The following is a 24,846-nucleotide window of genomic DNA, read 5'->3' as shown; positions in this document are numbered from 1 at the left end:
CCGGCCCGGGGCGAAAACGCTACGCCTACGCCTCCTCCCCGGTCGCCCGAAGGCGGACCGTGTGGATGCGTCCCGTGGTGTCTCGACCGGTCTCGGCCACGGGCACGGAAGCAGCAAACGGCGGGCCGTCGCTCACGAACGTGTGGAAGGCCCCCTTCTCGCCACAGGGATCGACCGCATCGGGCAGGTCCTCCAAAAACGAATCGTCGTAGGTCCGCCCCACGAAGGAGGAATCGAGCTGGGTGGTGTCGACGGCGGTCACGACGGCCCGGTAGCCCCGCGTCGAGAAGCGCTGGGCCAGCCACGTCGTGTCACGGCCCCACAGCGGGAACAGGGCCGTGGCCCCCACCGACTCGATCAGCGCTTCGCGGTAGGCGCGCACATCGTCGAGGAATAAGTCCCCCGCGACGACGGTCGAGAACCCGTTCTCCAGAAGGGGCGTCAGGGCCGCCTCCAAACGCGCCTCGTACACCTCATTCGGGGGCTGGGGCGGCACGCGCATGACATGGAGCGGAACATTGAGCGCGTCGGCCTGCCGTTCGACGAGGGACAGTGGGGTGCCGTGCATCGTGACACGCTCCTCGTCCGCCGTCACCGTTGTGAGCAACGCCCCCACCCGCCGGGGCGACTGGCTGTGAAGCACGTCGAGGGCCAACATTGCATCCTTGCCCCCACTCCACATCAGCACGAGGCCATCCTCCGAACGGGGAAGCGCCATGGAATGAAAGGCGGTTGGAAGGGGACTGCGTTGGGAGTCTGCTACGCGTCGGCGATGTCGTCGCCGTCGACCAGGGACCGACCGAAGGACTTCACGGCGCAGACCGGACACGGGGCCTGCCGAAGCACCTTTTCCGCCACGCTGCCCGTCAGCATATGCTCCAGCCCCGTCCGACCGTGGGTTCCGAGGGTGATGAAGGCCGCCCCGTCCTCCCGCGCCGCGTCCAGAATTTCGGCGGCCGGATGCCCCCCGCGCACGTCGAGCGTGACCTCAAGGCCCTTCGTCCGGAGCGACTCGGCCTCCTCGTCGAGCACCGTCTCGGCCCGGTCCAACAGGACGCCCGGGTCGGGCGGCGAGCCGTATACCCCGTAGGCATCGGGCAGGGCCGTCACCTCCACGACGTGGAAAAGCCTGAGGGCCATGCCGTACACGCGGGCAATCGCCCGGGCGTGGGCCATGACCCGAAATCGGTGCTCCGAGAAGTCGACTGGAACCAACAGGGTGCCGCCCTCCAGGCCTTCGGGGGCGGTCGCCCCCCGCCCCACCGTCGCCACGGGGCACGGGGCCTTGCGAACCACCTCCTCCGCTACGCTTCCCAGGAGCAAGCGCCGGACGCCTCGGTGGCCGTGCGTGCCCATCACGACCAGATCCATGTCGTACTGGACGACGTAATTGAGAATGCCGCCCGCCGCGGTCGGGTGGGCGACGGCCCGCTCCCGAACGCGTGGGGCCGGCACCGGCCCCGCCCCCGGTTTTAGTCCGTGCAGGTCCGCTCGGGGGCTCGCAGGCTCGACCCCAATCCCCTGGTCAGGATCAACGTCGCCCTCCTCGACGGAGATCACATGGAGGGCGGCATCGAAATGAGCGGCAAGGTGCTGAGCGTGGCGGTGGGCCCGCCCCGCGCACCCAGACCCATCGGTGGGACACAGAATGCGGTCGACGTGCAACATGGGCACCCGACAGGGGCCGTGAGGAGGGCAGCGCAAAGCCGAATCACGCACCGGCATCCGACTCGGCCGTGTCCTCCGACGGGGCGAAGGTCGTGCCGAAGGGCTTCATTGTCAGAACTGGGCAGTGCACATGTCGGATGATCTTCTCGGCCACACTTCCGAGCAGAAAGCGATCCAGCCCCGTGCGGCCGTGGGTCGACATGGCCACGAGGTCCACCGACTCAGCGTCCACGAACTCCGCGATGTCCGGCGCTGCGTTCCCGACCATGACGTGCGGTCGGATTGTCCGCTCCGGCCCGCCGGTGTCGGCGACGAAGGCCTCCAGGCGGTCCATCATCTTCTGCTCAATGTCCGGCTCCATATCGTAAATGGACTGCACCCCGCCGGTATAGAAAGCCGGCTGAATGCGCTCGGCCACGACGTGCAGAACGTCGATCGACGCGTCGTAGAGGGCCGCCCATTCCTTCGCGGTGCGGAGGGCCTCGCGGGACGGCTCAGAAAAGTCAACGGGGACCAGAATCCGATCGACAATCCGGGGGTGGACCTCAGTCTGCTCCTCGGCGTCGCCACGGACCGTCAACACCGGTTGATCGGACCGGCGCACCACCTCCTCGGCCACGCTGCCCAGTAGGATGCGACTCGGGCCGCGGCGCCCATGGGTCCCGAGGGCGATGAGATCCACGCCCGTCTCCGCCGCGTAATTCAGGATTGCGGGGCCGGCCGACACGTCACGTCGCTCGACCTCCTTGATGGCCACCGCGTCGAGGGCGTCCGCCGAAACGGTGCTTTCCTGCCGCACTTCGTCCCGAAATCGGGGAATGTCGTGCCCTGGCGAGCGGCCGCCGCCCTCGGCGTCCGGGTTGGAGGCCTCGTGGAGGACCTCGGCGTGCAGGACATGAAGCGTGGCGCCCGTCCGCGCGGCCACGTCCAGGGCGTACCGGACGGCCCGATTGGAGACCGACGAGAAGTCGCGGGCGACCAGCAGGTCATTAATTTCGAGCATGGGGAGGGAAGTGAGTCTGGGTGAGAAAGGATGCCGGGGACGTATGCCCCACGGTTTTGTAAGTGCAAATGTATCTTCTGCCACCGGCAATGTCTACACGGGAAGCCTTGACGACTAGGCACGGCCATTTGGAAGACAGCCGTGGGGCGGTCCCCCACGCCCGCTTTTCCTTCAGGACGCCCCGGCCTGTACAATGCCCCGAACGACGGCGGCGTCCCCAGTGAGGTGAGGGCCTTCCTGGAGGTGCACGTCTACGGCCTCCACGGACGCGAGGTGCTCGTCCGCGAAGGCCCGACGCACCTCGTCCACCGGTACCATCCGGTCCGCCCGGCTCGGCCCCATGCGGTCGTAGGGGCCCGTCAGGTGGGCCGGCCGCAACCATTCGGCAAGCAGCCAGCCGCCGGAACGGACACTGTTTTTCAGCAAGCGGTACAAACGGGGACGCTCGTCGGGAAGCAACTGCAGGAACGTGACGACGGCCGCGTCCCACTGCCGATCGGGCCGCCAGGTGCGCACGTCGGCCCGAACGGTGTCGAGCCGCAGGTGCTCGGCCTCCGCCCGCTCCTGCGCCGTTTTCAGGGCCGTCTCCGAAAAATCGACGGCGGTCACGCGATGCCCGTGCTCCCGAGCCAGCCAGGCCGCCGTGCGCCCCTCCCCCGCTCCCACCTCTACAACCTCGCTCTCGGGGGGCAGGCGGTGGGCCTCTGCCTTCACGAAGGCATTCGGCTCCGCCCCGAAGAGATGTCGGTCCCGCTCGTAGCGGACGTCCCAGAAATCGGGTCGGCTGCTCGGGCGTGGCGAATCGGACACAAGGAAACGGAGACCAGTGACGAGGGAAATGACTCAGGAGGATGGTCGCGCCCGTCCGTTCCCGCGGGCCGAGCCGAGCGCCGTCTGGTCCGCCAGCGCCTCCGCCTCCTCGATGAGGGCCTCGATGTGCGAGAGCCCGCCGGTCCAGAAGTCTTCGTCCTCCAGGTCCACCCCCATTTGCCCCACCAACTCGTGGGGCCAGTCGGACCCGCCCGCCCGGAGGAGATCCAGGTAGCGATCGGCGAAGCCCCCGTCGGACGACTCGTAACGGGCGTACAGGGCCAGCACCAACAGCTCGCCGAACGCGTAGGCGTACACGTAGCCCGGCGTGTGCAGGAAGTGCGGGACGTAGCTCCACCAGTGTTGGTAGTGCTCGCCAAGGGTCACGCTTCCCTCGAACATGGCCCGCTGCGTCTCCATCCAGTGCTCCGCGAACTGGTCTGCCTGAAGCTCCCCCTGATTCCGTCGGGCCGTGTGGATCCGGTGCTCAAACCGATTCATGGCCACCTGCCGAAAGACCGTCGCGAGCGTGTCGTCGATCTTGGCAACCAGGAGGGCGAGTCGGTTCGCCGGGTCCTCCTCGTTGCGCATCAGGCGCTGAAAGACGAGCATCTCGCCGAAGACGGAGGCCATCTCGGCGGTCGTGAGGGGGGTGCCGTGGTGGAAAATGGACTGCTCGCGGGCCAGGGACTGGTGCACGCCGTGGCCCAACTCGTGGGCGAGGGTCTGCACGTCGCGGGGCTTGCCCGTGTAGTTGAGGAGCACGTAGGGGTGGGCGCTCGGCACCGTCCCGTGGCTGAAGGCGCCGCTGCGCTTGCCCGGGACGAGGGCGGCGTCGATCCAGTCGCCCTCGAAGAACTGGCGGGCGACCTGTGCCATCGTCGGGTGGAAGTCCCCGTACGCCTCCAGGACGAGGGCCCGTGCATCGCCCCACTCGTAGGTGGAGTCCGCCTCGCGGATGGGCGCGTAGCGGTCGTAGTCGTAGAGCTCGTCGACGTCCAGGAGTTGCTTTTTGAGGCGGTAGAACCGCGCTACCAGGTCGTATCGACCGGTGACGGCCTCGATGAGCGTATCGACCGTCTCGTCGTCCACCTCGTTCGCGAGATTTCGCTGTTCGAGCCAGTGGTCGTAGTCGCGGAGCCGATCGGTGGAGGCCTTGTCCGCCAGGAGCGTGTTGAAGACGTACGTGAGGGTGCGGAGGTGATCTTTCAGTCCGTCCGTGAAGGCGTGGGCCGCCTCCCGCCGAACGGTGCGGTCGGGGTCGTAGAGTTTCGAGAGAGTCTGTTCCTGGGTAAGCGACTCGCCGTCGAGCTCGAACCGCGCCGCGCCGAGGGTCTCGTCGAAGAAGCGCGTCCAGGCGTTCTTGCCGGTAATGCTCTTTTCCGAGAGCACCTTCTCCTCCGCTTCACTCAGGACGTGCTCCTTGCGCTGATATTCGGTCTCGAGGTAGTGGCGGTAGTCGTCGAGGGCCTCGTGGCCGAGGAGGTCCTCCACGCGCTCCGGGTCGAGGGCCACCCATTCGGTGTCGAAGAAGACGAGACGTTGCTGGATGCGGTCCACCGTCTCTTGCACCGACTGCCGGAGCGCCCCTCGCTCGGCGTCGTTGGTGTCGGCGGTCCAGTACAGGTGCGCGTAGGCGTGTGCCCGGCCGAGCCGGTCCTGAAGGGCCCCCAGCGTGTCCAGGGCCTCAGACAATGCTTCGGGGCCCAACTCTCCAATCCGTCCTCGGTACTGCTCGGCGAAGGCCGTTGCGTCGGCCTCCAGTGACGCAAGATCCTCTTCTAGGGCATCCGGGTCGTCGTACAGGTCGTCGAGGGCCCACCGCACGTCGTCGGCCCCGGTGTCCGGCGTTTCCATAAGCGTGCATGCATTGAATGAGCAGGAGAATGCAGGGCCCGCCCCGATCAAGTCGCCCGTCTCGGGCCCGCTCAAACGGTATTGACCGATTGTTCACCCCCGCCCGTGTATCACGGCCCCCGCGTCGTGGTACAGATGAGACGAGCCGTTTGTACCATTGACGCATAACGTGCAGTGTCCGATTCTTCCTTCCGTCCCCTCTCCACCGACGCCAATTGGGCCGAGGCCCGATCCGCGTCCAAAACCCAGCCGGTGCTCGTGTTCAAGCACAGCTCGGCCTGTCCGGTGAGCGCCAAGGCCGAGACGCAACTGCAGCCCCTGGCCGAGGACAGTGCCCTGCCCGTCTACAGGCTCGTCGTGCAGGAGAGTCGGGCCCTGTCCGACGAGATCGCGGAGGCCCTGGACATCCGACACGAAACGCCGCAGGTCATCGTCCTCGACGATGAGACCCCGGTCTTCGACGCGTCCCACTTCGACGTTACGGCCGATGCCGTCCGCGAGGCCGTCCAGTCTGCGCCTTCTTCCACCAACTAACGCTTCCTATGCGTCGCCTCTTGACCCTCGCCTGTACCGTCGGACTGCTCGTTTTGCTGACCGCATGTGGGGGAGAAGATACGGCCGAGACGAGCGACCAGGCCGCGCCGTCCGCATCCGCGTCGCGCGGCCCCATTCCCGGAAAAGTGCGGGACGTGGGGCCCGAGCCGGTGCCCACACTCACACTGGAAACGCTCGATGGGGCATCAATCGACCTCGCGGCCCGGAACGGCGAACTGCTGCTCGTCAATTTCTGGGCCACCTGGTGCGCACCGTGCCGGGAGGAAATTCCGGACCTCAAGAGCCTGCACACAGACTTTGAGAACCTCACGGTCATCGGCGTCGCACTGGACCGCAAGGGCCGCGAGGTGGTGAAGCCGTTTGCGCAGAAGCTTGAGATCAACTACCCGATTGTCATAGACAAGTCGGGCGCCGCCGAGGCGGAATTCGGCCCCATTCCCGGCCTTCCCACCACGGTTCTGGTGACCCCGGACGGACAGGTCACGAAGCGGGTCGTCGGCATTTTCCCCACCGAGGAGATGCGCCCGACCCTCAAGAAGATGCTCTCCGGCGAGGCGTAAGCGGCAGCGTCATTCGTCGTCCTCTTCTTCCTCCACACGCTCCCGCCTCATCAGGTAGTCTTCGAGGCTGCCCACGACGACTCGCGTCTCTTCATCGACCTCCACGTCTTCGACGTCCCCGGCCCGAATCAGCTTTTTGATTTTCTTCCGGTCAATCTGCTTGAGAATGCGCCGCGCCTCGGTGCGGCTCACGACATCCTCTCGGTAGTCGGCAGCAAAGTCCTCGAGGAAGTCGAGGGTCTCGTCCGTGAGGTCGATCATCCGAATCTCCTCGTTGGCGTCGGAGAGGGACCAGTAGAGGTCCGCGTCGATCAGGTGGCGATCGGTCCAGCGGACCAGGGTCTGCTTCGAGAGCTGGAGGTGCTCGGAAAGCTCGTCGAGCGGCATCGTCTTCGGCTGCCGCGACGTCGCGGGTCGGTCAGGCACAATATGCGTCCGGTGACATTTGGAAAAAGGCAGGCCTATTTTGGACATAGAAGGGCCTCTTTTGTTCCTCCGTGTTCGTGCCCTGCCCGTCGTTGATCGTGCCATTTCCACCTCCTGATGATGCCCCCCTCCCGCTCCAAAGAGGACTGGACGTCGCTGCTTTCTCCCCTCCTCTCGACCTCGGTGCAGGCCGCCAACGAGCGGCTCATGCAGACCGAGGAGATCCGGCAGTGGCTCCGGCAGGCCTCCACGAAGGCGGCCGAGGGCATGAGTCGGCGGCCGGACATGCGCGGCGAAATGCGCGGGTACGCGGAGCTGAAGGACGCCTTCGAGGAGCGCTTTCCTACCCTCCTCGACGCCGTCGAGGAGCTGACGGGGGGATGCGGGACGATCGACCTCGACTGGACGCCCATGAACCCCACCATGAGTCGCGTTGAGGTTGACTTCCACCGCGAGCTTGCCGTGGACCTGTTCACGCGGCTGGAGGCGCCGTCCCCCGACGCCGCACAGGCGGCCCTGCATACCGTCGAGGAGGCCCTTCCGGACGGCACCCCGTTTCCGAACCGGCCCAACACGGCCACCGGCCTGGTCGCCCACGACGGCTCGTGCCTGGGGGTGCGGGTGCGAGAGCACCTGGGCAACGAACAGGGCGGTCGGTACCGCACCGTTGCGCTCCTGCCGGACGACCGGAACGACCTTGAGAATCTGTCGATGCAGGACGCCGCGCCGCGCCTTCTTCAATTGTTGGCCCCTGCCGATTCGTCTTCGGGCACCTGACGCGGGGCGGCGCCGGCCGTGCCGGCCCCCCGCTCGACCTCCCCGACCCCCCGAATCGTCCATGCCTGGTCCCCCTCCTCGTCCCCAAACCAGAAGGTCGCCCCCACTTGCACAAACTCGCTTACGAACCGCACGAATGTTTCGGGGGAGACATTGGCGGGGACCTCGTCGCTGACCAGCGTGAGCCGGTCCCCGCGGACCTGAAAGTAGCCAAGGGCAAACGGCAGGGGGCCGTCGGTCTTTGTGCTCAGCTCCTCCTGATACACCTGGCTTTCCACCCGCAGCGACTGGACGAGTTCGACGGTCAGCCAGTCTTTTTCCCGTCCGCCGATGAGGCCGTGGTGCCGCCGCTCAAACAGCTTCCGCACGAGGCCCTCCAGCGCCTCGCGCTTCTCGGGACGGACGACGGCATCTTCGACGCGACAACGATAGCGGTCGGGCATGGCGACCTCGTAACGGGTGTGCAAACACGGCGGCAAGGCACGGCTCAGCAGGGGGAAAGCGCCGTACAGAGGGCCCTCTTTCACGTTCCTCTTCCACACCGAATTCCCCCTGCTCCATGGACTCCGTGACACAGATTACACTGGGCGCCGCGGTGGGCGAGGCCACGGCGGGCCGCGAGGCCGGCCTCAAAGCGCCGCTGTGGGGCGCGGCCTTTGGACTTCTGCCTGACCTCGACGTGCTCGCCAACCCGTTTCTGACCGAACTCCAGGCCCTCACCATGCACCGGAGCGTAACACACTCCCTGGTGTTTATCGCCCTGGTCAGTGCCTGTGCGGCGTACGGACTGCGGCGCTTTCACCGGGACATCCCGGTCTCCGTGGGGAAGTGGGGGGCGCTGGTGGCCCTCACGCTCGGGACACACGTGGGGCTGGACTGCCTCACGACGTACGGCACGCAGGTCTTCTGGCCCTTCAGCAACTACCCTGTTGTTCACGGGGCCGTCTTTATCATCGACCCGCTGTACACCGTCCCGTTGGCCGTAGGGCTGCTCGTGTCCCTCCGATGGAACGCCACGGCGTCGGCGCGGCGCTGGGCGAACTACACGGGCCTCGCGTTGAGCTCCGCGTACCTCGTCTTCACCGTCGTCAACAAGGAACACGTCAGGCAGGTCTTCGACGAGGCCCTCTCGGACACAGCGCCCCACTACGAACGCCTCTTCACGTCCCCCACCCCGTTCAACAACCTCCTTTGGCAGGGCGTCGCGGAGACCGAGGACGGCTACTACGTCGGGGACTACTCGCTGCTGGACCCGGATCGCGCCGTCAACTTCCAGTACGTTCCCAAGCAGCACGACCTTCTGGCCGATCAGTGGAGCAATCCCGTCGTGCGGGACCTGCGCCGGTTCTCTCGGGGCTACTTCGTCGTCCGCCGGGGCGACGGCGCGCTTCAGATTCACGATCTCCGGTTTGGGCGCAACGACGTCGGCCTCACCGACGACGGCGAGTACCTCTTCACCTACAGGCTGCAGCGGGGACCGGAGGGAACCGTCGTCGGCATTGCACGGCCCGAGCCGCCGTTCGAACTCGACGCCGCCCTCCTCCGCCGGTTTCTCGCCCGTATTCAGGGCCAGTCCGTCGCCTCCCTCCAGTCGGTCCGGTTTGGGGAGCAGATGCCCGTCTGGCGGATGCGACGCGGGACGAATTGATACTTCCCCCCGTTTCCCAGTACCTTCAGGACACTTTTCACTTGTACTCGCCGTCGCGACCCAACGCCACCATGAACGACCTCCTTTCTCAGTCTCAGGACTATTTGAACGCCGAGACGATTCAGATGCTCGGCTCCTACGTGCTGAGCATCGTGGCCTTTGTCCTCATTCTCGTCGTGGGGCGGTACGTAGCGACCAAGGTTCGCGATGTAATTCGGGGCGGTCTCGACAAGCCGAAGGTCGATACGACCTTGACGAAGTTTGCCGGCAACTTCGCGTACTACGCCATCTTCCTGCTAGCGATCTTCGCCGGTCTGGAAACGGTCGGCGTCGAAACGGCCAGCTTCGTCGCCGTCTTGGCCGCCGCCAGCTTCGCGGTGGGCCTCGCCCTGCAGGGCACCCTCGCCAACTTTGCTGCCGGCATCATGCTGCTGATCTTCCGGCCCTTTAAGGTGGACGACTACGTCGAGATTGCCGATGAAACCGGCTTTGTGCGCGACATCTCCCTCTTCTTTACGCGACTGACCACCCGGGACAACCGGCTTATCATTGTGCCCAACGGCGACATCTTCGGGTCCACCATCCGCAACATTTTTGCCCACGATGTCGTCCGGGTGGACTGCGACGTGGGCACTGACTATCCCGCCGATATCGACGCCACCCGGGAGGTCCTACTCGAGGCCGCCCGGAACGTTGACGACCGGGTCACAGAGAAGGGCGAACAGGCCGCGCTCACAGCCCTGGGAGGCTCGTCCATCAACTGGCAGGTGCGCGTGTGGGCCACGCCCGACGACTACTTTCGCCTGAAGCAGGAGCTAACCCGGCAGGTCAAGTACAAGCTCGACGAGGCCGAAATCGGCATCCCCTACCCGCAGATGGACGTGCACCTCGACGAGCTCGACGGCAGCGACGAGGCGGCGTAGCCCCGATGGGCGGGGCCGGTGCTGGTGTGTTCTTTCCGAAAAGCGGGGCCGGGGAGGAACGTGCAGGGGGGCACGCATTTGCAGTGTGTGACCTCTGACATCCCCAACCACCAACCCACACATCCATCTATGCCTACTCGTTCTGCGGACGCAACGTGGACCGGCAACCTGCCCGACGGCAGCGGCACCATGCAGCTTGAAAGCGGGGCCTACGAGGGCGCCTACTCGTTTCGCTCCCGCTTCGAGGACGGAGACGGCTCCAATCCTGAAGAGCTGATTGCCGCCGCCCATGCAGGCTGCTACTCGATGGCCCTGTCCAACGTCCTGGCCGAGGCCGGGCACGACCCCGAATCGGTCAACACCACGGCGGACGTGACGCTCCAGATGGTCGAGGGGGATCCGACCATCACCGGGATCCACCTGACGACGGAGGCGTCCGTGCCGGGCCTCGACGCGGACACGTTCGACGAGCACGCCGCGGCGGCCAAGGAGGGCTGCCCGGTCTCGAAGGCCCTCGCCGGCACGGAGATCACGCTCGACGCGAGCCTGACGTAGACGTCAACGCGCTCGGTCGGTGCTCTTCCTCCGCCCCGGGTTCTCAGCCGAGGACTCGGGGCGTTCGTGTGTCGGTCTACGAGACCACTTGGAGGACGATCTTGCCGGCGTTTGCGTTATTTTCCATGCGCCGGTGGGCGTCGGCCACCTCGGTCCAGTCGTAGGTCGAGTCGATCACGGGACGAAGCTGCCCATCCACGAACTTGGGCACGATGTCCCCCGCAAACTCTTGGGTCAGCTGCACCTTGTAGTCGAGGCTTCGGTCGCGAAGCGTCGAGGTCAAGAGCTGAATGCGTTTGGCCATCAGGGCGCGCAGGCTCACCTCCTCGACGGTGCTCCCCCCGAGGGTCGCGAGTTGCACGATGCGGCCGTCCACGGACAGGGCCTCCACGTTCTGGTGAAAGTACGGCGCGCCGATAAAGTCGAGCACGACGTCCACCCCCGCTCCGCCCGTGAGATCGTCGACCCGGGCGGCGAAGTCCTCCGACTCGTAGTCGATGGTGGCCGCCGCCCCCAGATCGCGGCAGAGATCGTGCTTCGGGGCCGAGGCCGTAATGTAGGGGCGCGCGCCGGCCTCCCGCGCGAGCTGGATGGCGGCGGTCCCCACGCCGCTGGCGCCGGCGTGGACGAGGACCTCGTGGTCGCGCTGCAGCCCCCCGAGCCAGTGCAGCGCCTGGTACGCCGTCAGGAACACCTCCGGAATTGCCGCCGCCTCCCGCATGGAGAGACCCGGCGGGACGGCCATCAGTAGGTCCTTGTGGACGACCACCTGCTCGGCGTATCCGCCCCCGGCCAGCAGGCTGAAGACGCGGTCTCCTTCGTGCCAGTCGGTCACGTCGGGTCCGGTCTCCTGAACGACGCCAGCCATTTCAAGGCCCATGATGGAAGAGGCCCCTTCCGGCGGGGCGTAGTGACCGCGGCGCTGGAACGTATCGGCGCGGTTGAGGGCCGTGGCGTGTACCTGCACACGGACCTCGTCGGCCCCGGGCGTCGGGGTCGGCACCTCGCCGATGGTCATGGCGGACGGGGCGCCGGGGTCGGGAACGCGAACGGCTCGCATGGATGCGCGAATGGGTTGGTTGGCAAATGACACGTGAGTGCTTTCCCGTAGTGCGGCACGCCCTCCGACGGGTCCGGCGGTGGTGACCCACGGGGCGCGGCGGCCGATGGGCTCGGCGGCCCGGCCGTTCGGCCCTACACCGACAGCGTTCGGCGCGCCTCTTCGAGGGCGGCGGACGCAAAGAGCTCCTTGTTCAACGTACGGTCCTCTACGAACTGGTGGCGCCGGGCGTGCCGTTCGGACGCGTCGGCGTACCCGACCCACACGGTGCCCACCGGCTTGTCGGGCGTGCCGCCCGTCGGCCCCGCGATGCCAGTGGTCGACACGCCCACCGTGGTACCGAGCGCCTCCCGCACCCCCTCGGCCATCTGGACGGCGACCGCCTCGCTCACGGCGCCGTGCTCGCGGATCGCCGCCTCGTCCACGCCCAAGACGGTTTTCTTTGCGGAATTGGCGTAGGCGACCACGCTTCCCAGGTAGTAGTCGGACGACCCGGACACCCCCGTCAGCCGGTGCCCAATGAGCCCGCCCGTCGCGCTCTCCGCACTGGCAATTGTGGCATCGCGCGCTCGCAGCGCGTCCCCCAGCACCGCTTCCAGGGTCACATCGCCGGTGCCAATGATGTCGTCTCCCGCCCGCTCCCGGATTGCCGCCTCCACCGTGTCCAGGCGCGCCCCCGCCGTGGTCTGCCGGGCGTCGGCCGAGAGGCGCAGGCGCACCCCGCTCGTGGAGGGCAGGTACGCCAGGGACACGTCGTCCCCCAGCACGTCGGACAGGTCGCCCAGCTTCTCCTGCAGGGCCGTCTCCCCGATCCCCGCCGTCACAAGGGTCCGGTGGCGCACCTCGCCCACGCCCGACTGCTCTTCAAGCCGCGGCTGGACCGAGGCCTCAAAGATGGCAGTCATCTCTTCCGGGATGCCGGGCAGCAGCACGATCAGCCGCCCGTCCGGGGCCTCGTGCCACAGCCCCACGGCGGCCCCGACCGGATTGTCGAGCGTCTCAAAGCCCTCGGGCCGCTGGGCAAGGGCCGGGGCGGACGGCGGCACGTCTCGGTTTCGCCGGTCGTAGTACTGGCGAACCCGTTCCAGCACGTCCGGGTCGGTCTGGAGCGGGGCCCCAAAATAGTCGGCGATGACCGTCCGCGTGAGGTCGTCGTGGGTGGGGCCGAGCCCCCCGGTGCAAATGACGAGGCGGGCCTCCTCGTACGCCCGGTCCAGCTCCCGGAAGATCGCCTCGCGGGCGTCCCCGACGGTCACCGTCCGGGTCATGCGAACGCCGAGGCGACTGAGCCTGCCCCCGAGCCAGGCGGCATTCGTATTGGTGGTCTGGCCAATCAACAGTTCGTCGCCGATGGTCAGGAGCTGTGCCTTCATCAAGGGGAACAAGCAACCAGAAGAGAGCGGAAACAAGGGGCGTCCCCAGTCCGGCAGGTTCGGGAATCAGCCGGAGGGTGGGCGCACACCGGCTCAGCCGCCGTGTTCGTGCGACCAGGCCTCGGGGTCGGCCTGCCAGTCGTTAAGGAGCGCCTCGGCGTCTGCCGAGAGGGAGTGCTGGCGGCGCGCCACGTCCAGCAGCACGGGAAACGTCGTCAGCACATGGCAGGGCACGCCGGCCTCCCGAAAGGCCGTGGCGGCGGCGTCCAGCCCGTACGAAAAGATGGCCAGTACGGCCGAGACATTGGCCCCAGTCTCGCGAACGGCCGCCGCCGCGTTCAACGCGGATCGGCCCGTCGAGATGAGATCCTCCACCACGACAACCTCGTCCCCTGCCCCCGGCCGTGCCCCCTCGATGCGCCGCCCCTGGCCGTGCCCTTTGGCCGAGTCACGGACGTACGCCATCGGCGCCTCGATCCGGTCGGCCAGCCAGGCCGCGTGGGGGATGCCGGCCGTGGCCGTGCCCGCCACGGTGAGCGACGTCCCGTCGTACTCCCGTACAGCCTCCGCAAACCCGTCCGCAATGCGTTCGCGAACGGACGGATGGGCAAGGGTCTGCCGGTTGTCGCAGTAGATGGGCGCCGCGAGGCCCGAGGACCACGTGAACGGGTCGTGCGGGCGGAGCGAGACGGCATCAATGCTCAGCAGGGCATCCGCGAGGGCGCGGGCCCGGTCGGTCGACGATGGGGCGAAGAGGTCCTGGGACATCACGGACGACAGCAGTCAATCGAGGACGCGAGTGCGGGAGGGAACGCTACTCCAGTTCCACCTTCTCTTCCACCGGCGCCACCACGTACAGCGCGCCCGTGGCCAGCGTAAACCCGACGACGACCGTCAGGGCCAGCCCGGGCAGGCCGCTGTCGTAAAGCAGCCACCGGGCGGCGTCGCGAAGCGGCGGGGAAAAGTGCGTCGCGGCCCGGAGCGTGAGCACGCCGAATAGGAATGCGGCCTGCAGCATCGTCTTCCCCTTCGCCACGCGGTAGGTGTGCAGCGTCTGCCCGGACGCTTCGGCCCACGACCGCAGGACCGTCACGACAACGTCGCGAAGGGCGATGGCCACGACGGCCCACCACGGGACGAGGTCGGGGGCCTCAAGGGCGAGGGCGATGAAGGTCCCGAGAATCAGAATCTTATCCGCCAGGGGGTCAAGGTACTGCCCGAGCCGCGACCGCACGCCGTACCGACGGGCCAACACCCCGTCGTAGTAGTCCGTCAAGGACGCCAGCACGAAGAGCACGACCGCACTCATCTGGCCGGCCTTGCTCGGAACCGACAGGAGCAGGAGCAGCAACGGGGTCACCAAAATCCGACCGACCGTCAGAAGATTGGGAATGTACCGGAGGGCAGCAGACGTGTACATGACAATCACACGATAAGCACGAGTCGCGGGAATATCTCAGGCCCCCTTCGATATTGGTGAAATTTTGCACGGAAACGGAGGGGACACGGTTGCATCCCAAGGACCATGCCTCCGTCCTGCAAACTTTTCAGCGTGCGGGCGTCCCGGTGCCACACCTGACGCCCCGCCAGCGGAAATGGACCGGCCCGGCCCTGCCACCCTGTCATTCTGACGGACTGTTTCGGGGGCTGTGCGGCGCGGCATTGTTCTTGAGAACCATTCCTCATGGCGATGTAGAGTTGGGGACGCCGAAAGGCGGCTGCCCCTCGACCCCGACACGCCTTCGACTTTCGAACTGATCCGAACCAACGCACACGTACTCATGGGTAAAGTCATTGGAATCGACCTTGGCACGACGAACTCGGTCGTGGCGGTGATGGAAGGGGACGACCCCGAAGTCATCGAAAACGCGGAAGGATCGCGCACCACGCCGTCCGTCGTGGCCTACAAAGACGACGGCGAGCGCCTCGTGGGCGCCCCGGCGAAGCGCCAGGCCATCACGAATCCCGAGAACACCGTGTCCTCGATCAAGCGGTTCATGGGCCGCTTCTACGACGAGGTCGAGGACGAAATTGAAGAGGTCCCGTACGAGGTCGTCCGCGGCGAGAACGACACGGCGCGCGTCCAGATTGGGGACCGGAAGTACACCCCGCAGGAGATCTCGGCCGTGGTGCTGCAGAAGCTGAAGCAGACGGCCGAGGACTACCTGGGCCAGGAGGTCACCGACGCGGTGATCACCGTGCCGGCGTACTTCAACGACGCGCAGCGGAAGGCCACGCAGGAGGCCGGCGAGATTGCGGGCCTGAACGTGCAGCGCATCATCAACGAGCCGACCGCGGCGTCCCTCGCCTACGGCCTCGACGACGAGAGCGATCAGGTGGTCGCCGTGTACGACCTCGGCGGCGGCACCTTCGACGTCTCCATCCTGGAGCTCGGCGATGGGGTCTTCGAGGTCAACGCCACGTACGGGGACACGCACCTCGGGGGCGACAACTTCGACAAGCGCCTCATCGACCACATTGCCGACGAGTTTGAGCAGGACACCGGCATCGACCTCCGGGACGACCCGATGGCCCTGCAGCGGCTGAAGGAGGCCGCCGAGGAGGCCAAGATTGAGCTGTCGAGCGCCAAGACGACGACGATCAACCTGCCGTTTATTACGGCCACGGACGAGGGGCCGCAGCACCTGAACATGGACCTCAACCGGGCCACCTTCGAGAACCTGATCGAAGACCTGGTCGAGAAGACGGTGCCACAGATGGAGAAGGCCCTCGACGATGCGGGGCACTCCAAGAGCGACGTCGACGAGGTCATCCTGGTTGGCGGATCCACCCGCGTGCCGCTTGTGCAGGAGACCGTCGAGGACTTCTTCGGCAAGCAGGCCAACAAGTCCGTGAACCCGGACGAAGTGGTGTCCCTCGGCGCGGCCGTACAGGGCGGCGTGCTCAGTGGCGACGTCGACGACGTGCTGCTGCTGGACGTGACGCCGCTCAACCTCGGCATCGAGACGCTCGGCGGCGTGATGACGACCCTGATCGAAGCCAACACCACGATCCCGACGAAGGAGAGCGAGGTCTTCTCCACGGCCGCCGACAACCAGACCTCCGTCGAGGTGCACGTCCTGCAGGGCGATCGCGAGATGGCCAAGGACAACCGCACGCTCGGCCGCTTCCACCTGGACGGCATCCCGCCGGCCCCGCGGGGGACGCCGCAGATTGAGGTCACGTTCGACATCAATGCGGACGGCATCCTGAACGTGTCCGCCGAGGACAAGGACACCGGCAAGGAGCAGTCCATCCGCGTGGAGGCGAACAGCGGCCTCTCGGACGAGGAGATCGAGAAGATGAAGGAGGAGGCCGAGCAGCACGCCGAGGAGGACGAGCGCCGCAAGGAGCGCGCCGACACGATCAACGAGGCGAACTCCATGGCCTACTCCGTGGAGCAGGGCCTCGAGGAGTACGGCGACAAGATTCCGGAGGACAAGCGGTCGACCCTCCAGGAGGCCCTCGACGCGCTGAACGAGGAGCTCGAGACGGCCAGCGCCGACGAGGACATCACCGCGCTGGAGGACGCCCTCGAGGAGCTCAACGCGGCGTGGTCCGCCGCCGGCGAGGAGATTCGCGAGGCCCAACAGCAGCAGGCCCAACAGGGCGCGGCGGCTGGTGCGGGTGCCGGCGCGGCGGGCGCTGGTGCAGCGGCCGGGGCCGAGGGCCCCGCGGGCGGCCCTACAGGGGGACCGGCCTCCGGCAACGGCGCCGCGGACTCCGACGAGGAGGACGTCCAGGACGCCGACTATGAGGTCGTCGATGAAGGCGACGACGAGTAGGCACTGACCATTCGGACGCGGAGTGGGGATCGATTCCCCAGCCGCGCCCCTCTACATCGCCCCGTGAGCGTTTGCGACCAACGCTCCGCGGCTCTCCAAACGCCCCGACCGGCACGTCCCGGTCGGGGCGTTTTTTTATGCCTTGAGGAGCTGTTTGGCGGCACGTCTATGGCCCCCGGTGGGTACTCGGTCGCTGCGCTCCCAGCGCTGCGACCTCGCGGATCTTGTGCAGCCCAGGGACGACTCGGGCACTGCGTTCCCCGCGCAGACCGGGTTCGGCACGCGCCCGGTGGCTCATCAGGGGCACGATCTCGCTTCTGCTCGGCCTCCGCTACAGGGCCTGCTTGGGCGCCGTTCGTGCACGTCGCCCGCTGTGTCTCAGCTGAATGTCTATCCGAAAAACAGCTTCTGAGCAGTTTTTCGGACCCGCTTTTTTGGCCGTTACCCCGCATCGTCCAGCTCGTAAATCGCCCGGGCATTCTGGGTCGTAACCTCGGCGACCGTCTCCAGCGGAAGATCCTTGATCTCGGCAAGCCGCTCCGCAACGTGTCGGACGTAGGCCGGCTCGTTGCGGTCGCCCCGGTTTGGCTCTGGGGCCAGGTACGGGCTGTCGGTCTCCACGACAATGTGCTCGAGCGGGACCTCCTTCACGTACTGGTCGACGTCGCTGTTGGAGAAGGTCATGATGCCCCCCACGCCGACGTAAAAGCCCAGATTCCACGCCCGCTCGGCGATCCGGGGCGGATCGACGTAGCAGTGAAGAATCCCGCGCATTTTCTCCGGAACCTCGGCCCGCACGTACTCCTCCTCAAGAATGGCGAGTATGTCCTCCGCGGCATCGCGGTTGTGAATCACGAGGGGCAGGTCGGCCTCGATGGCCAGGCGGATGTGCTTGCGGAAAAAGCGCTTCTGGCGGTCGTCAAACGACCGGTCCCAGTAGTAGTCTAGGCCGCTCTCTCCCACCGCCACCACACTCGGGTGCGAACACCAGTTCACGACCGCCTCAAAGTCCTCCTCGGTGGCTTCTTGGGTCTCCGAGGGATGCAGGGCCGCCATGGCGTAGAGCCCGTCGTACTCCTCACACAGATCTACCGCCTGCTGGATGGAGGGAACGTCGATGGCGGGCATCACGACGACGTCGACCTCGGCGCCCCAGGCCCGACGCAGAACTGCGTCTCGGTCTTCATCGAACTGATCGAGGTACAGGTGCGCGTGTGTGTCGATAATCATAGGCTGAAGCGACGACCGAAAGCGAAAGAGGTGGACAAAACGGGCCGATGACGACCGGGAACGAAGCCCCCATTTTGCACCGTAGGAAGACCGGTATTCGTCGACTCGGCACCGTGCGTTAGAACATCAACTGAAGGCCCCACACTGTAAATGCGTTGGTGTAAATTTCACCCGATCCTCCGCTCGGGCACTCGGGGCCTGCTCTGGGCACTTGCCGCCTCAATGCTGGGGCTGATTGCAGTTGGGGCCTCGTCTCCGGCCGCCGCCCAGTCTTCGCCCGACAGCACAGACTGGGTACAGGTGCGCCTGCATCACGGGACGGAGGTCGAGTCTGTTCGCCTGACCCCGAGGCGCAGTTCGCTCTCGGTGCTGCTTCCCAGCAGTGATTCCCCAATCCTCCGGCTGACCCGCGACGAGACCGTGACGCTCGGGCGCCGCCAGGGGGACGTGTACGCGCGGCGCGGGACGGCCAACCTGTACGCCCGGTCGCTCCGCCTCGCGCCGTCCGGGGGGGGCAGCTGGACGCTCGTCCTGCCCTCCGAGTCGACGCGCACGTACACGGGCCGGCTCACCCTTCGTCCCGCCGACTCCAGCACCGGCCTTCAGCTCGTCAACCGCGTGCCCCTGCAGGACTACGTTGCGAGCGTCGTCGCCGCGGAGTACGGCCTCGACGACCGGGCGGGCACCCGTGCCATGGCGGTCGTGGCTCGGACCTACGCCCTCTTCTCCACCAAGCACTTCGATGGGGACTACGACCACGTCGACGGCACGGCCTCTCAGGTATACCGGGGAAAAGACGTGATCACCACGGCCGCCCGTCGGGCCGCCCGGGAGACGCAGGGCCAGATTTTGACCTACGACGGGGCCCCAATCCAGGCGGTCTACTTCTCGTCGAGCGGCGGCCACACGGCCAGCAACGAGGCCGTCTGGACAGACAGTCCCTCCCTCCCCTACCTCCGGGGCAAAGAGGACCCGTACGATCAGGCCTCGCCCAAGCACCGCTGGACGACGCGCATCAACCGCCGGGCCCTTCTGCAGGCGCTGTCGCTGCACCACGGCGCCTCCGTCGAGGGGTTTCTGCTGGGCGACCGCACCCCAAGCGGCCGGCTGGCCACCATCGAGGTGCTCTTCTCGGACGATACGGAGACGGACATGGAGGCGAGCACCTTCCGGTCGGTCGTGAACGAGCGGGTCGACGGGGTCACGCTGAAGAGCACATGGTTCGACGCGCGCCGCGACGGCTCGGCGTACGTGCTGACCGGTCGGGGCCACGGCCACGGCGTGGGCCTCAATCAATGGGGCGCCCACGCCATGGCCGAGCAGGGCAAGGGCTACCGCGAAATCCTCTCGTTCTACTACACGGGCGTCCAGATTCAGCAACTGGACGAGGCGTCCCCCCTCCCCGCGGTGGCCCAGGACCCGCCCAGCCCGCCCGACGACTCCACCGCCTCTCGGATTGGATGGTAAGGGACCCTCGCAATTTGGCCTGCACGAGGCCCGACACGAGGTCTCCGAACCACGAGTTGAGGACCCGTCTATCGAGATCCCCACCCGCTACTGCGAGCACCCGCCCTCCGCCCGCTCTCTTTCCGCCGTTCCCGTTTCCAGTTGCATGGTTTTCGTAACACGACGTCCCCCTCTCTTCCTCCTCCTGGCCATTTTGTGGACTGGTGTCGGCCCCGACCTCGCGGTTGGGCAATCCCCCGACTCCACGATCGTCGAGCTGCCGGAAGTGACGGTTGAGGCCGTCCGTGGCGCCGAAACGGAGGCGTCCGCACCGTTCGCCGTCACGGTGCGGTCCCGGTCGCCGGCGGAGGTATCCCTGACCTCGTCGACGTCTCTGGACGATGTGCTCCGTCCCCTGCCCGGCGTGTGGGTAAATGATCGCCACCACTTTGCCCTCGGGGAGCGCATCAGCGTGCGGGGCGTGGGCTACCGGTCCAATTTTGGGGTCCGTGGGGTCCAGGTCCTCTACGACGGCATTCCGCTCACCCTGCCCGACGGGCAGGCCTTTCTCGACGTGGTGGACCCGGCCGTGGTCCGACAGGTGGAACTGGTTCGCTCCCCCGCCTCGGTGTTTTGGGGCAATGGAAGCGGGGGCGTGCTCTTTCTCTCGTCGTCGGGCACGGCGCCTCCCCCGAATCGGATACGGGTGCAGGGCGGCAGCTACGGGCAGTGGCAGGGCCTCGCGGAGGGCGGGGGCACGGTCGGCCCCTGGACCGTGCACGGATACGCCTCCGGCCAGCGCCAGGAGGGGTACCGGGCCCACAGCCAGGGCTATCGTGTGCGAGCGGGCGGCACGGCTCGACGGGGATTGGGCCCCGACACGCGGCTCCGAATTGTGGCGGCGGCCGACCAGCAGGACACCGAAAACCCAAGCAGCCTCACACGCGAGCAGTTCAACGATGACCCTTCCCAGGCCCGCGCCGCATTCGTAGACGTGAACGCGGGCAAGCAAAGCTCGCAGGTCCAGCTTGGGGCTTCCATCGACCACGATCTGGGCGGTGCTACCCTCTCCGGGACCGCCTACGGCCTACGACGGGCCCTCGACAACCCCCTCAACTTTGCCTTCGTGCGGTACACACGGTGGAGCGGGGGCACCCGGTTCACTCTGCGTCGCACTGAGGGGCGTCTGCAGGGCGGCCTGGGCGTGGACGCCGGGATTCAGTCCGACGACCGCATCGAATTTACGTCTACGACGCCCGACGGGAATCCCGGCCCCGAGGTCGGCCTCGACCAGTTGGAGACCGTACTGAACGGTTCCGCGTTCGGCTACGCCCGCCTCAACGCGACGGATCGGCTCGCCCTCACGGGGGGGCTCCGACTCGACCAAATGCGCTTCGAAGCCGACGATGGGTTGACCAAGGACGGAGATCAGTCCGGCACCCGCACGTTCTCGTCGGTCAGCCCGAGCTTTGGGCTCTCGTTCGATGCCGGTCCCGCCCAGGTGTTCGCTCAGTACAGCACGGCGTTCGAGACGCCCACAGCCTCTGAACTCTCCAACCGCCCGGGCGGGGGCGGCGGCTTCAATCAGCAGGTGGAGCCACAGTTTACTCGGGGCTTCGAGATCGGCGCCCGGGGCGCCTTTCCGGAGGCTCGGCTGCGGTTCGACGTGGCCCTGTACCGCCTCGAGGTCGACGACCTCATCTCTGCCTACGAGGACGCCGACGGGCGCGACGTGTACGACAACCTTGCGGCCAACACCCACGACGGCATTGAAGCCAGCCTCACGTGGCAGGCCACGGACGCCCTCGAAGTGGCGACGCGCTATACGGGAAGCCGGTTCGTCGTCGACGAATCAAACGACGACTCCCTGGTCGGAAATCGGGTGCCCGGCATTCCCAGCCGCCGCCTCTACCTCCACACCGAATTCTCTCACGGCGGGTGGTGGGGGCGGATCTCGGGCCAGGGGGTGCCGAGCTACTACACCAACAACGCAAACACCGCCGAGGCGCCCCGATACGTCCTGGTGAATCTCAACCTCGGGCACAGGGGCATCGACATGGCTGGGCTTACCCTGAAGCCCTTCGTCACCGTCAACAACGTGCTCAACGAGCGCTACGCCGGCTCAGTCGTCGTGAACGCGTTTGGCGGGCGCTACTACGAACCCGCCCCCGAGCGGTCGTTCTCTGCGGGCCTCAATGTGGAGTGGTAGTCCGGTTACAGACGCTGACGCGCGTCGGTCCCGTCCGTCCACGCCCGGGCCATTCGGGGCGTCGTGAAGGCCACTGCGGCCTCCTCGGGGGTGACCACGATGCATCCGCCCGTCGCCCCCCCACCGTCCGGCGCCCGCACCTGCTCGTGCATGCGGGAGAGGGAGGCCCGCGCGGCTGCTTCGGCGGAGTCGCCCGCCCGGACGCGCTCCCGCACGCTCCGGGCCAGTCCCACGGCCGCGATGGCCTCACCCCAGCCCGTCGTACTGACCGCCACGTGGGCGTCCGCGTAGAAGCCGGCCCCCGGCAGGGGCGAGTCGCCCACCCGTCCCGGCGGCTTGAAAGGCGTCCCCCCGGTGGAGGTCGCCGCCGCGAGCGTACCCGTGGCGTCCCGCATCACCGCCCCCACCGTATCGCGCCCCTGCGGATCGGCGCCTCCTGGGCGAAACGACCGGCTCGGGTGATTCGCTTCGGCCTGCGCCCGAATCCGCTCGTGGCGTCGTCGCTCGCGAGGGTGGACCAGCGTCTCGTTCGGGACGAGCTCCGTCCCCGTGGCGTCCGCAAACCGCTCCGCCCCCTCCCCCACCAGCATTCGCACGCGCCCCTCCCCCGTCTCTAACAACCGGCGGGCCACCCCGACCGGGTGCTCCAGGCGCTGCGCGGCCATGACGGCCCCGTAGTCCAGGGTGGCCCCCGTCATGACCCCGGCGTCCAGCTCCGCCGCCCCGTCTTGATTCAGCATCGCCCCGTAGCCCGCATTAAAGGCGCCGTGGGCCTCCAAGGCCCGCGTCGCCGTCGTGACGCCCGCCAGGGCCTCCGCCTCCTCCTGAACTGCGGCGGTTCCGGCCTCGAGCACAGATTGAAGCCCCTCGCGGTGCGACTCGAGGGCGGCATCCGGAATGTCCCAGGCCCCGCCGTGCACGAGGAGGAGCGGCCCGCGCGTCTCAACCTGCCGACTGTGGAGGGAGAGGGACATTCCACGAGCGCCCAGTTTGGAGAAGCTACCGGTTCGCGAGATGGGGCCCCGCCGGGGCCGTGCGATCATTCCAGCGCGGTCCGGCCCCCGACGACGCGCGGGCAAACACCGATTCCCCGTCGAGGCGCGGCAGGAGGGCCCAGACGGTTGCCCGAAACGCGTCGCGGTGCTGCAGCGGAACGGGCTGAGAGGGCGGGAGCTCCAGCGTGACCGGGTTGACGGGCGAGCCGTGCTTCCAGAGGCGGTAGTCGAGGTGGGGCCCCGTGGACCGACCGGTGCTGCCCACGTAGCCAATGGTCTCGCCCTGCTGCACGCGGTCGCCGGACGCCACGGAGATTTGCGAGAGGTGGAGGTAGCCGGAGGTGTAGGTGCCGTTGTGGCGGATCTTGACGTAGTTTCCGTTCGGCCCCTCGTACCCGGCCCGCTGCACAACCCCCTCCCCGACCGACCGCACCGGGGTGCCACGCGGCGCGGCGTAGTCCACCCCGCGGTGGGGGCGGTACTCCTTCAGGACCGGATGGTACCGACGGTTGGTGTAGCCCGAGCTGATGCGGGAGTACTGCAGCGGCGCCTTCAGGAGCTGGCGCCGAAGGCTTTGTCCCGCCCGGTTGAAATACTCGGCGTCGCCCGCTCCCGACTCAAACCGGAACGCGTAGTAGTCCTCGCCGCGGTGCCGGACGTGCGCCGCCACGATGTCTCCGGGCTGCACCGCATCGCCCTCCACCGCACGGGCCTCGTACACGAGGCGGAACGAGTCGCCGGCCCGCAGCCGAAAAAAGTCAATCTGCCAGGCAAACACCTCCGACAGCCGCAGGGCGAGGAGCGGGTGCCCGCCATTGTCCACGACGGTCTCGTACAACGACCCCTCCACCGTGCCCGCGACCGTGGCCCACTGACGGGTGACCGGCCGGGTGGCCACGTGGGTGCGGTCCGGATGCTGCAGATCAAAGACGACGTACCGGCGCGCATCGATCTGGTACGCCAGGTACTGCGGCTGCTGGAGCCAGGGGTTCACGTAGACCCGATACGGACGCCCGGCCCGCAGATTCGTGACCTCGAACTCGGGCCGGGCCGCGTCCGCAAGGCGCAAGATTGTCTGGTAGTCCACCCCATGCTCGCCCAGCACGTCCGAGAAGGTCTCCGCCCGCCCCACGCGTCCATCCTCAACCTCATAGCGCCCCGTCGGAAGGCCGTACCGGTCCGTCGAGACCTCAAACACTGCCGTCGATTCGGTTGGCGCGGTTGGCGCGGTCGCGCCCGTCTGGCAGGCAATTCCCCCTCCAGCAACGATCAGAAGCACGGCAAGCAGTCGCACGGGCCCGCGTGAAAAGGACATGGAGTCCGCCAAGAAGTGAGTGAGATGCTAAGAGACTACGACGGATCGGCAGACGCCCCGTCGCCCCCACCGCTTCCGGGGCTCCACGTGTCCTCCCGGACGCCGGCCTGCCGGTTGGCCCAGCGGGCCAGCACAAAGAGGAGGTCGGACAACCGGTTGAGGTAGACAATGACCTGCTCGTTGATGGGCGTCGAGGTTTTGGCCTCTACGCTGCGGCGCTCCGCGCGGCGGCACACGGTCCGGGCGGAGTGGAGCGACGCCCCGGCCGGCGCGCCCCCCGGCAGGATGAAGCGCTCCAGGCTGGGCAGGTCCGCCTCGAACCGGTCGATCCGCTCCTCAAGCGCCTCGATGTGGGCGTCCTCGATGCGTTCCACGACCGGCTTGGCGTCCATCGGCGTGGCCAGGTCCGCCCCCAACACGAACAGCTCCTCCTGCACGTCTCCCAGAACCGGGTCGAGGGTCTCCTGGCCCGGCTCGCCCTCTAGGTGCGACCGGGCGAGCCCGACAATCGAGTTGGTCTCGTCGACCGTGCCGTACGCGTCGATGCGGGGGTTTCCCTTGCCCACACGTTCTCCCCCGAAGAGAGACGTGGTTCCGTCGTCGCCGGTCCGGGTGTAGATGCGTTTGCTCATCAAAGAAAATGCGTCGGGA

At 67.3% G+C, this 24,846-nt stretch carries 24 protein-coding genes; 9 read left to right on the top strand and 15 right to left on the bottom strand.

The genetic code is table 11. From position 1 onward, the window contains the following. Positions 1 to 25 precede the first annotated feature (25 nt). The 5 genes from SRU_RS07000 to SRU_RS06980 form a co-directional block, all read right to left on the bottom strand. The gene (locus tag SRU_RS07000) at positions 26 to 718 is read right to left on the bottom strand and encodes a hypothetical protein (protein ID WP_011404068.1); all 693 of its coding nucleotides are present in this window, start codon (positions 716 to 718) and stop codon (positions 26 to 28) included. Positions 719 to 759: 41 nt separating this feature from the next. After that, positions 760 to 1,668 (bottom strand): universal stress protein, encoded by a 909-nt coding sequence (locus SRU_RS06995; protein ID WP_237702026.1) that lies wholly within the window; start codon positions 1,666 to 1,668, stop codon positions 760 to 762. Between the two features lie 43 nt (positions 1,669 to 1,711). Further along, positions 1,712 to 2,671, bottom strand: coding sequence for a universal stress protein (locus SRU_RS06990; protein WP_013061836.1), 960 nt, complete (start codon positions 2,669 to 2,671; stop codon positions 1,712 to 1,714). A 171-nt stretch (positions 2,672 to 2,842) separates the two neighbouring features. After that, positions 2,843 to 3,481: an SAM-dependent methyltransferase gene (locus tag SRU_RS06985; RefSeq protein ID WP_011404065.1), complete on the bottom strand. Its 639-nt coding sequence runs from the start codon at positions 3,479 to 3,481 to the stop codon at positions 2,843 to 2,845. A 33-nt stretch (positions 3,482 to 3,514) separates the two neighbouring features. Next, positions 3,515 to 5,338, bottom strand: a complete 1,824-nt coding sequence (locus tag SRU_RS06980) for a M3 family oligoendopeptidase (RefSeq protein ID WP_011404064.1) — start codon at positions 5,336 to 5,338, stop codon at positions 3,515 to 3,517. 174 nt (positions 5,339 to 5,512) lie between these two features. Between SRU_RS06980 and ytxJ the strand changes: the two genes are divergently transcribed. Continuing rightward, positions 5,513 to 5,872: a bacillithiol system redox-active protein YtxJ gene (ytxJ, locus tag SRU_RS06975; protein WP_011404063.1), complete on the top strand. Its 360-nt coding sequence runs from the start codon at positions 5,513 to 5,515 to the stop codon at positions 5,870 to 5,872. A gap of 8 nt (positions 5,873 to 5,880) precedes the next feature. Next, entirely contained in the window at positions 5,881 to 6,453 is a 573-nt protein-coding gene (locus SRU_RS06970; RefSeq protein ID WP_011404062.1) for a redoxin domain-containing protein, read from the top strand. Positions 6,454 to 6,462: 9 nt separating this feature from the next. Here SRU_RS06970 and SRU_RS06965 read toward each other — a convergent pair whose 3' ends face one another. Then, complete coding sequence (locus SRU_RS06965) at positions 6,463 to 6,879, bottom strand: hypothetical protein (protein ID WP_146031930.1); 417 nt, start codon at positions 6,877 to 6,879, stop codon at positions 6,463 to 6,465. 117 nt (positions 6,880 to 6,996) lie between these two features. Between SRU_RS06965 and SRU_RS06960 the strand changes: the two genes are divergently transcribed. After that, positions 6,997 to 7,656: a hypothetical protein gene (locus SRU_RS06960; protein WP_118826363.1), complete on the top strand. Its 660-nt coding sequence runs from the start codon at positions 6,997 to 6,999 to the stop codon at positions 7,654 to 7,656. Here SRU_RS06960 and SRU_RS06955 read toward each other — a convergent pair. Further along, a complete protein-coding gene (locus SRU_RS06955) occupies positions 7,617 to 8,099 on the bottom strand; it encodes a hypothetical protein (RefSeq protein WP_237702025.1) in 483 nt (160 codons plus the stop codon). The two genes, SRU_RS06960 and SRU_RS06955, sit on opposite strands and share 40 nt — an antisense overlap. Before the next feature lie 116 nt (positions 8,100 to 8,215). On the opposite strand from SRU_RS06955, the gene SRU_RS06950 reads away from it, so the two are divergent. The 3 genes from SRU_RS06950 (at position 8,216) to SRU_RS06940 (ending at position 10,782) form a co-directional block, all read left to right on the top strand. After that, complete coding sequence (locus SRU_RS06950) at positions 8,216 to 9,304, top strand: metal-dependent hydrolase (protein WP_011404059.1); 1,089 nt, start codon at positions 8,216 to 8,218, stop codon at positions 9,302 to 9,304. 71 nt (positions 9,305 to 9,375) lie between these two features. Beyond that, entirely contained in the window at positions 9,376 to 10,227 is an 852-nt protein-coding gene (locus tag SRU_RS06945) for a mechanosensitive ion channel family protein (protein ID WP_237702024.1), read from the top strand. 129 nt (positions 10,228 to 10,356) lie between these two features. Further along, positions 10,357 to 10,782 (top strand): OsmC family protein, encoded by a 426-nt coding sequence (locus SRU_RS06940; RefSeq protein WP_013061827.1) that lies wholly within the window; start codon positions 10,357 to 10,359, stop codon positions 10,780 to 10,782. A gap of 76 nt (positions 10,783 to 10,858) precedes the next feature. On the opposite strand, the gene SRU_RS06935 is transcribed toward SRU_RS06940, so the two are convergent. The 4 genes from SRU_RS06935 to pgsA form a co-directional block, all read right to left on the bottom strand. Further along, positions 10,859 to 11,842: an NAD(P)H-quinone oxidoreductase gene (locus SRU_RS06935; RefSeq protein WP_011404056.1), complete on the bottom strand. Its 984-nt coding sequence runs from the start codon at positions 11,840 to 11,842 to the stop codon at positions 10,859 to 10,861. Between the two features lie 134 nt (positions 11,843 to 11,976). Continuing rightward, complete coding sequence (locus tag SRU_RS06930; protein WP_011404055.1) at positions 11,977 to 13,215, bottom strand: competence/damage-inducible protein A; 1,239 nt, start codon at positions 13,213 to 13,215, stop codon at positions 11,977 to 11,979. 93 nt (positions 13,216 to 13,308) lie between these two features. Continuing rightward, positions 13,309 to 13,983, bottom strand: coding sequence for an orotate phosphoribosyltransferase (gene pyrE / locus SRU_RS06925; RefSeq protein WP_118828876.1), 675 nt, complete (start codon positions 13,981 to 13,983; stop codon positions 13,309 to 13,311). Positions 13,984 to 14,029: 46 nt separating this feature from the next. After that, on the bottom strand, positions 14,030 to 14,635 hold the full coding sequence (gene pgsA / locus SRU_RS06920) for a CDP-diacylglycerol--glycerol-3-phosphate 3-phosphatidyltransferase (RefSeq protein ID WP_011404053.1): 606 nt from the start codon (positions 14,633 to 14,635) through the stop codon (positions 14,030 to 14,032). A gap of 361 nt (positions 14,636 to 14,996) precedes the next feature. Here pgsA and dnaK point away from each other — a divergent pair, with 361 nt between their 5' ends. Next, the gene (gene dnaK, locus SRU_RS06915) at positions 14,997 to 17,000 is read left to right on the top strand and encodes a molecular chaperone DnaK (protein ID WP_011404052.1); all 2,004 of its coding nucleotides are present in this window, start codon (positions 14,997 to 14,999) and stop codon (positions 16,998 to 17,000) included. A 441-nt stretch (positions 17,001 to 17,441) separates the two neighbouring features. On the opposite strand, the gene SRU_RS06910 is transcribed toward dnaK, so the two are convergent. Then, positions 17,442 to 18,230: a TatD family hydrolase gene (locus tag SRU_RS06910; RefSeq protein ID WP_011404051.1), complete on the bottom strand. Its 789-nt coding sequence runs from the start codon at positions 18,228 to 18,230 to the stop codon at positions 17,442 to 17,444. Between the two features lie 150 nt (positions 18,231 to 18,380). On the opposite strand from SRU_RS06910, the gene SRU_RS06905 reads away from it, so the two are divergent. After that, on the top strand, positions 18,381 to 19,697 hold the full coding sequence (locus SRU_RS06905) for a SpoIID/LytB domain-containing protein (RefSeq protein WP_118828875.1): 1,317 nt from the start codon (positions 18,381 to 18,383) through the stop codon (positions 19,695 to 19,697). 193 nt (positions 19,698 to 19,890) lie between these two features. Next, a complete protein-coding gene (locus tag SRU_RS06900; RefSeq protein WP_237702023.1) occupies positions 19,891 to 21,885 on the top strand; it encodes a TonB-dependent receptor family protein in 1,995 nt (664 codons plus the stop codon). A 5-nt stretch (positions 21,886 to 21,890) separates the two neighbouring features. Here SRU_RS06900 and SRU_RS06895 read toward each other — a convergent pair whose 3' ends face one another. Genes SRU_RS06895 through SRU_RS06885 form a run of 3 tightly spaced genes read right to left on the bottom strand, consistent with a single transcriptional unit; the run spans position 21,891 to position 24,827 of the window. After that, positions 21,891 to 22,859 (bottom strand): isoaspartyl peptidase/L-asparaginase family protein, encoded by a 969-nt coding sequence (locus tag SRU_RS06895; RefSeq protein WP_237702022.1) that lies wholly within the window; start codon positions 22,857 to 22,859, stop codon positions 21,891 to 21,893. 25 nt (positions 22,860 to 22,884) lie between these two features. Continuing rightward, on the bottom strand, positions 22,885 to 24,195 hold the full coding sequence (locus SRU_RS06890) for a peptidoglycan DD-metalloendopeptidase family protein (RefSeq protein WP_118828872.1): 1,311 nt from the start codon (positions 24,193 to 24,195) through the stop codon (positions 22,885 to 22,887). Positions 24,196 to 24,230: 35 nt separating this feature from the next. Next, positions 24,231 to 24,827 (bottom strand): cob(I)yrinic acid a,c-diamide adenosyltransferase, encoded by a 597-nt coding sequence (locus tag SRU_RS06885; RefSeq protein ID WP_011404046.1) that lies wholly within the window; start codon positions 24,825 to 24,827, stop codon positions 24,231 to 24,233. Positions 24,828 to 24,846: the final 19 nt, after the last annotated feature.

The sequence above is a fragment of the Salinibacter ruber DSM 13855 genome (assembly GCF_000013045.1).
GTDB lineage: Bacteria > Bacteroidota > Rhodothermia > Rhodothermales > Salinibacteraceae > Salinibacter > Salinibacter ruber.
This window is presented reverse-complemented; position numbering and strand designations above follow the sequence as displayed.

Excerpts from the sequence above, each read along its gene's own strand:
- SRU_RS06890 (WP_118828872.1), bottom strand. The coding sequence starts at position 24,195 with ATGTCCTTTTCACGCGGGCCCGTGCGACTGCTTGCCGTGCTTCTGATC.
- SRU_RS06980 (WP_011404064.1), bottom strand. The coding sequence starts at position 5,338 with ATGGAAACGCCGGACACCGGGGCCGACGACGTGCGGTGGGCCCTCGAC.
- SRU_RS06990 (WP_013061836.1), bottom strand. The coding sequence starts at position 2,671 with ATGCTCGAAATTAATGACCTGCTGGTCGCCCGCGACTTCTCGTCGGTC.
- pgsA (WP_011404053.1), bottom strand. The coding sequence starts at position 14,635 with ATGTACACGTCTGCTGCCCTCCGGTACATTCCCAATCTTCTGACGGTC.
- SRU_RS06995 (WP_237702026.1), bottom strand. The coding sequence starts at position 1,668 with ATGTTGCACGTCGACCGCATTCTGTGTCCCACCGATGGGTCTGGGTGC.
- SRU_RS06950 (WP_011404059.1), top strand. The coding sequence starts at position 8,216 with ATGGACTCCGTGACACAGATTACACTGGGCGCCGCGGTGGGCGAGGCC.
- SRU_RS06895 (WP_237702022.1), bottom strand. The coding sequence starts at position 22,859 with ATGTCCCTCTCCCTCCACAGTCGGCAGGTTGAGACGCGCGGGCCGCTC.
- SRU_RS06910 (WP_011404051.1), bottom strand. The coding sequence starts at position 18,230 with ATGATTATCGACACACACGCGCACCTGTACCTCGATCAGTTCGATGAA.
- SRU_RS06930 (WP_011404055.1), bottom strand. The coding sequence starts at position 13,215 with ATGAAGGCACAGCTCCTGACCATCGGCGACGAACTGTTGATTGGCCAG.
- SRU_RS06940 (WP_013061827.1), top strand. The coding sequence starts at position 10,357 with ATGCCTACTCGTTCTGCGGACGCAACGTGGACCGGCAACCTGCCCGAC.
- SRU_RS06905 (WP_118828875.1), top strand. The coding sequence starts at position 18,381 with ATGCGTTGGTGTAAATTTCACCCGATCCTCCGCTCGGGCACTCGGGGC.
- SRU_RS06945 (WP_237702024.1), top strand. The coding sequence starts at position 9,376 with ATGAACGACCTCCTTTCTCAGTCTCAGGACTATTTGAACGCCGAGACG.
- SRU_RS06935 (WP_011404056.1), bottom strand. The coding sequence starts at position 11,842 with ATGCGAGCCGTTCGCGTTCCCGACCCCGGCGCCCCGTCCGCCATGACC.
- pyrE (WP_118828876.1), bottom strand. The coding sequence starts at position 13,983 with ATGTCCCAGGACCTCTTCGCCCCATCGTCGACCGACCGGGCCCGCGCC.
- SRU_RS06955 (WP_237702025.1), bottom strand. The coding sequence starts at position 8,099 with ATGCCCGACCGCTATCGTTGTCGCGTCGAAGATGCCGTCGTCCGTCCC.
- dnaK (WP_011404052.1), top strand. The coding sequence starts at position 14,997 with ATGGGTAAAGTCATTGGAATCGACCTTGGCACGACGAACTCGGTCGTG.
- SRU_RS06960 (WP_118826363.1), top strand. The coding sequence starts at position 6,997 with ATGATGCCCCCCTCCCGCTCCAAAGAGGACTGGACGTCGCTGCTTTCT.
- SRU_RS07000 (WP_011404068.1), bottom strand. The coding sequence starts at position 718 with ATGGCGCTTCCCCGTTCGGAGGATGGCCTCGTGCTGATGTGGAGTGGG.
- SRU_RS06885 (WP_011404046.1), bottom strand. The coding sequence starts at position 24,827 with ATGAGCAAACGCATCTACACCCGGACCGGCGACGACGGAACCACGTCT.
- SRU_RS06970 (WP_011404062.1), top strand. The coding sequence starts at position 5,881 with ATGCGTCGCCTCTTGACCCTCGCCTGTACCGTCGGACTGCTCGTTTTG.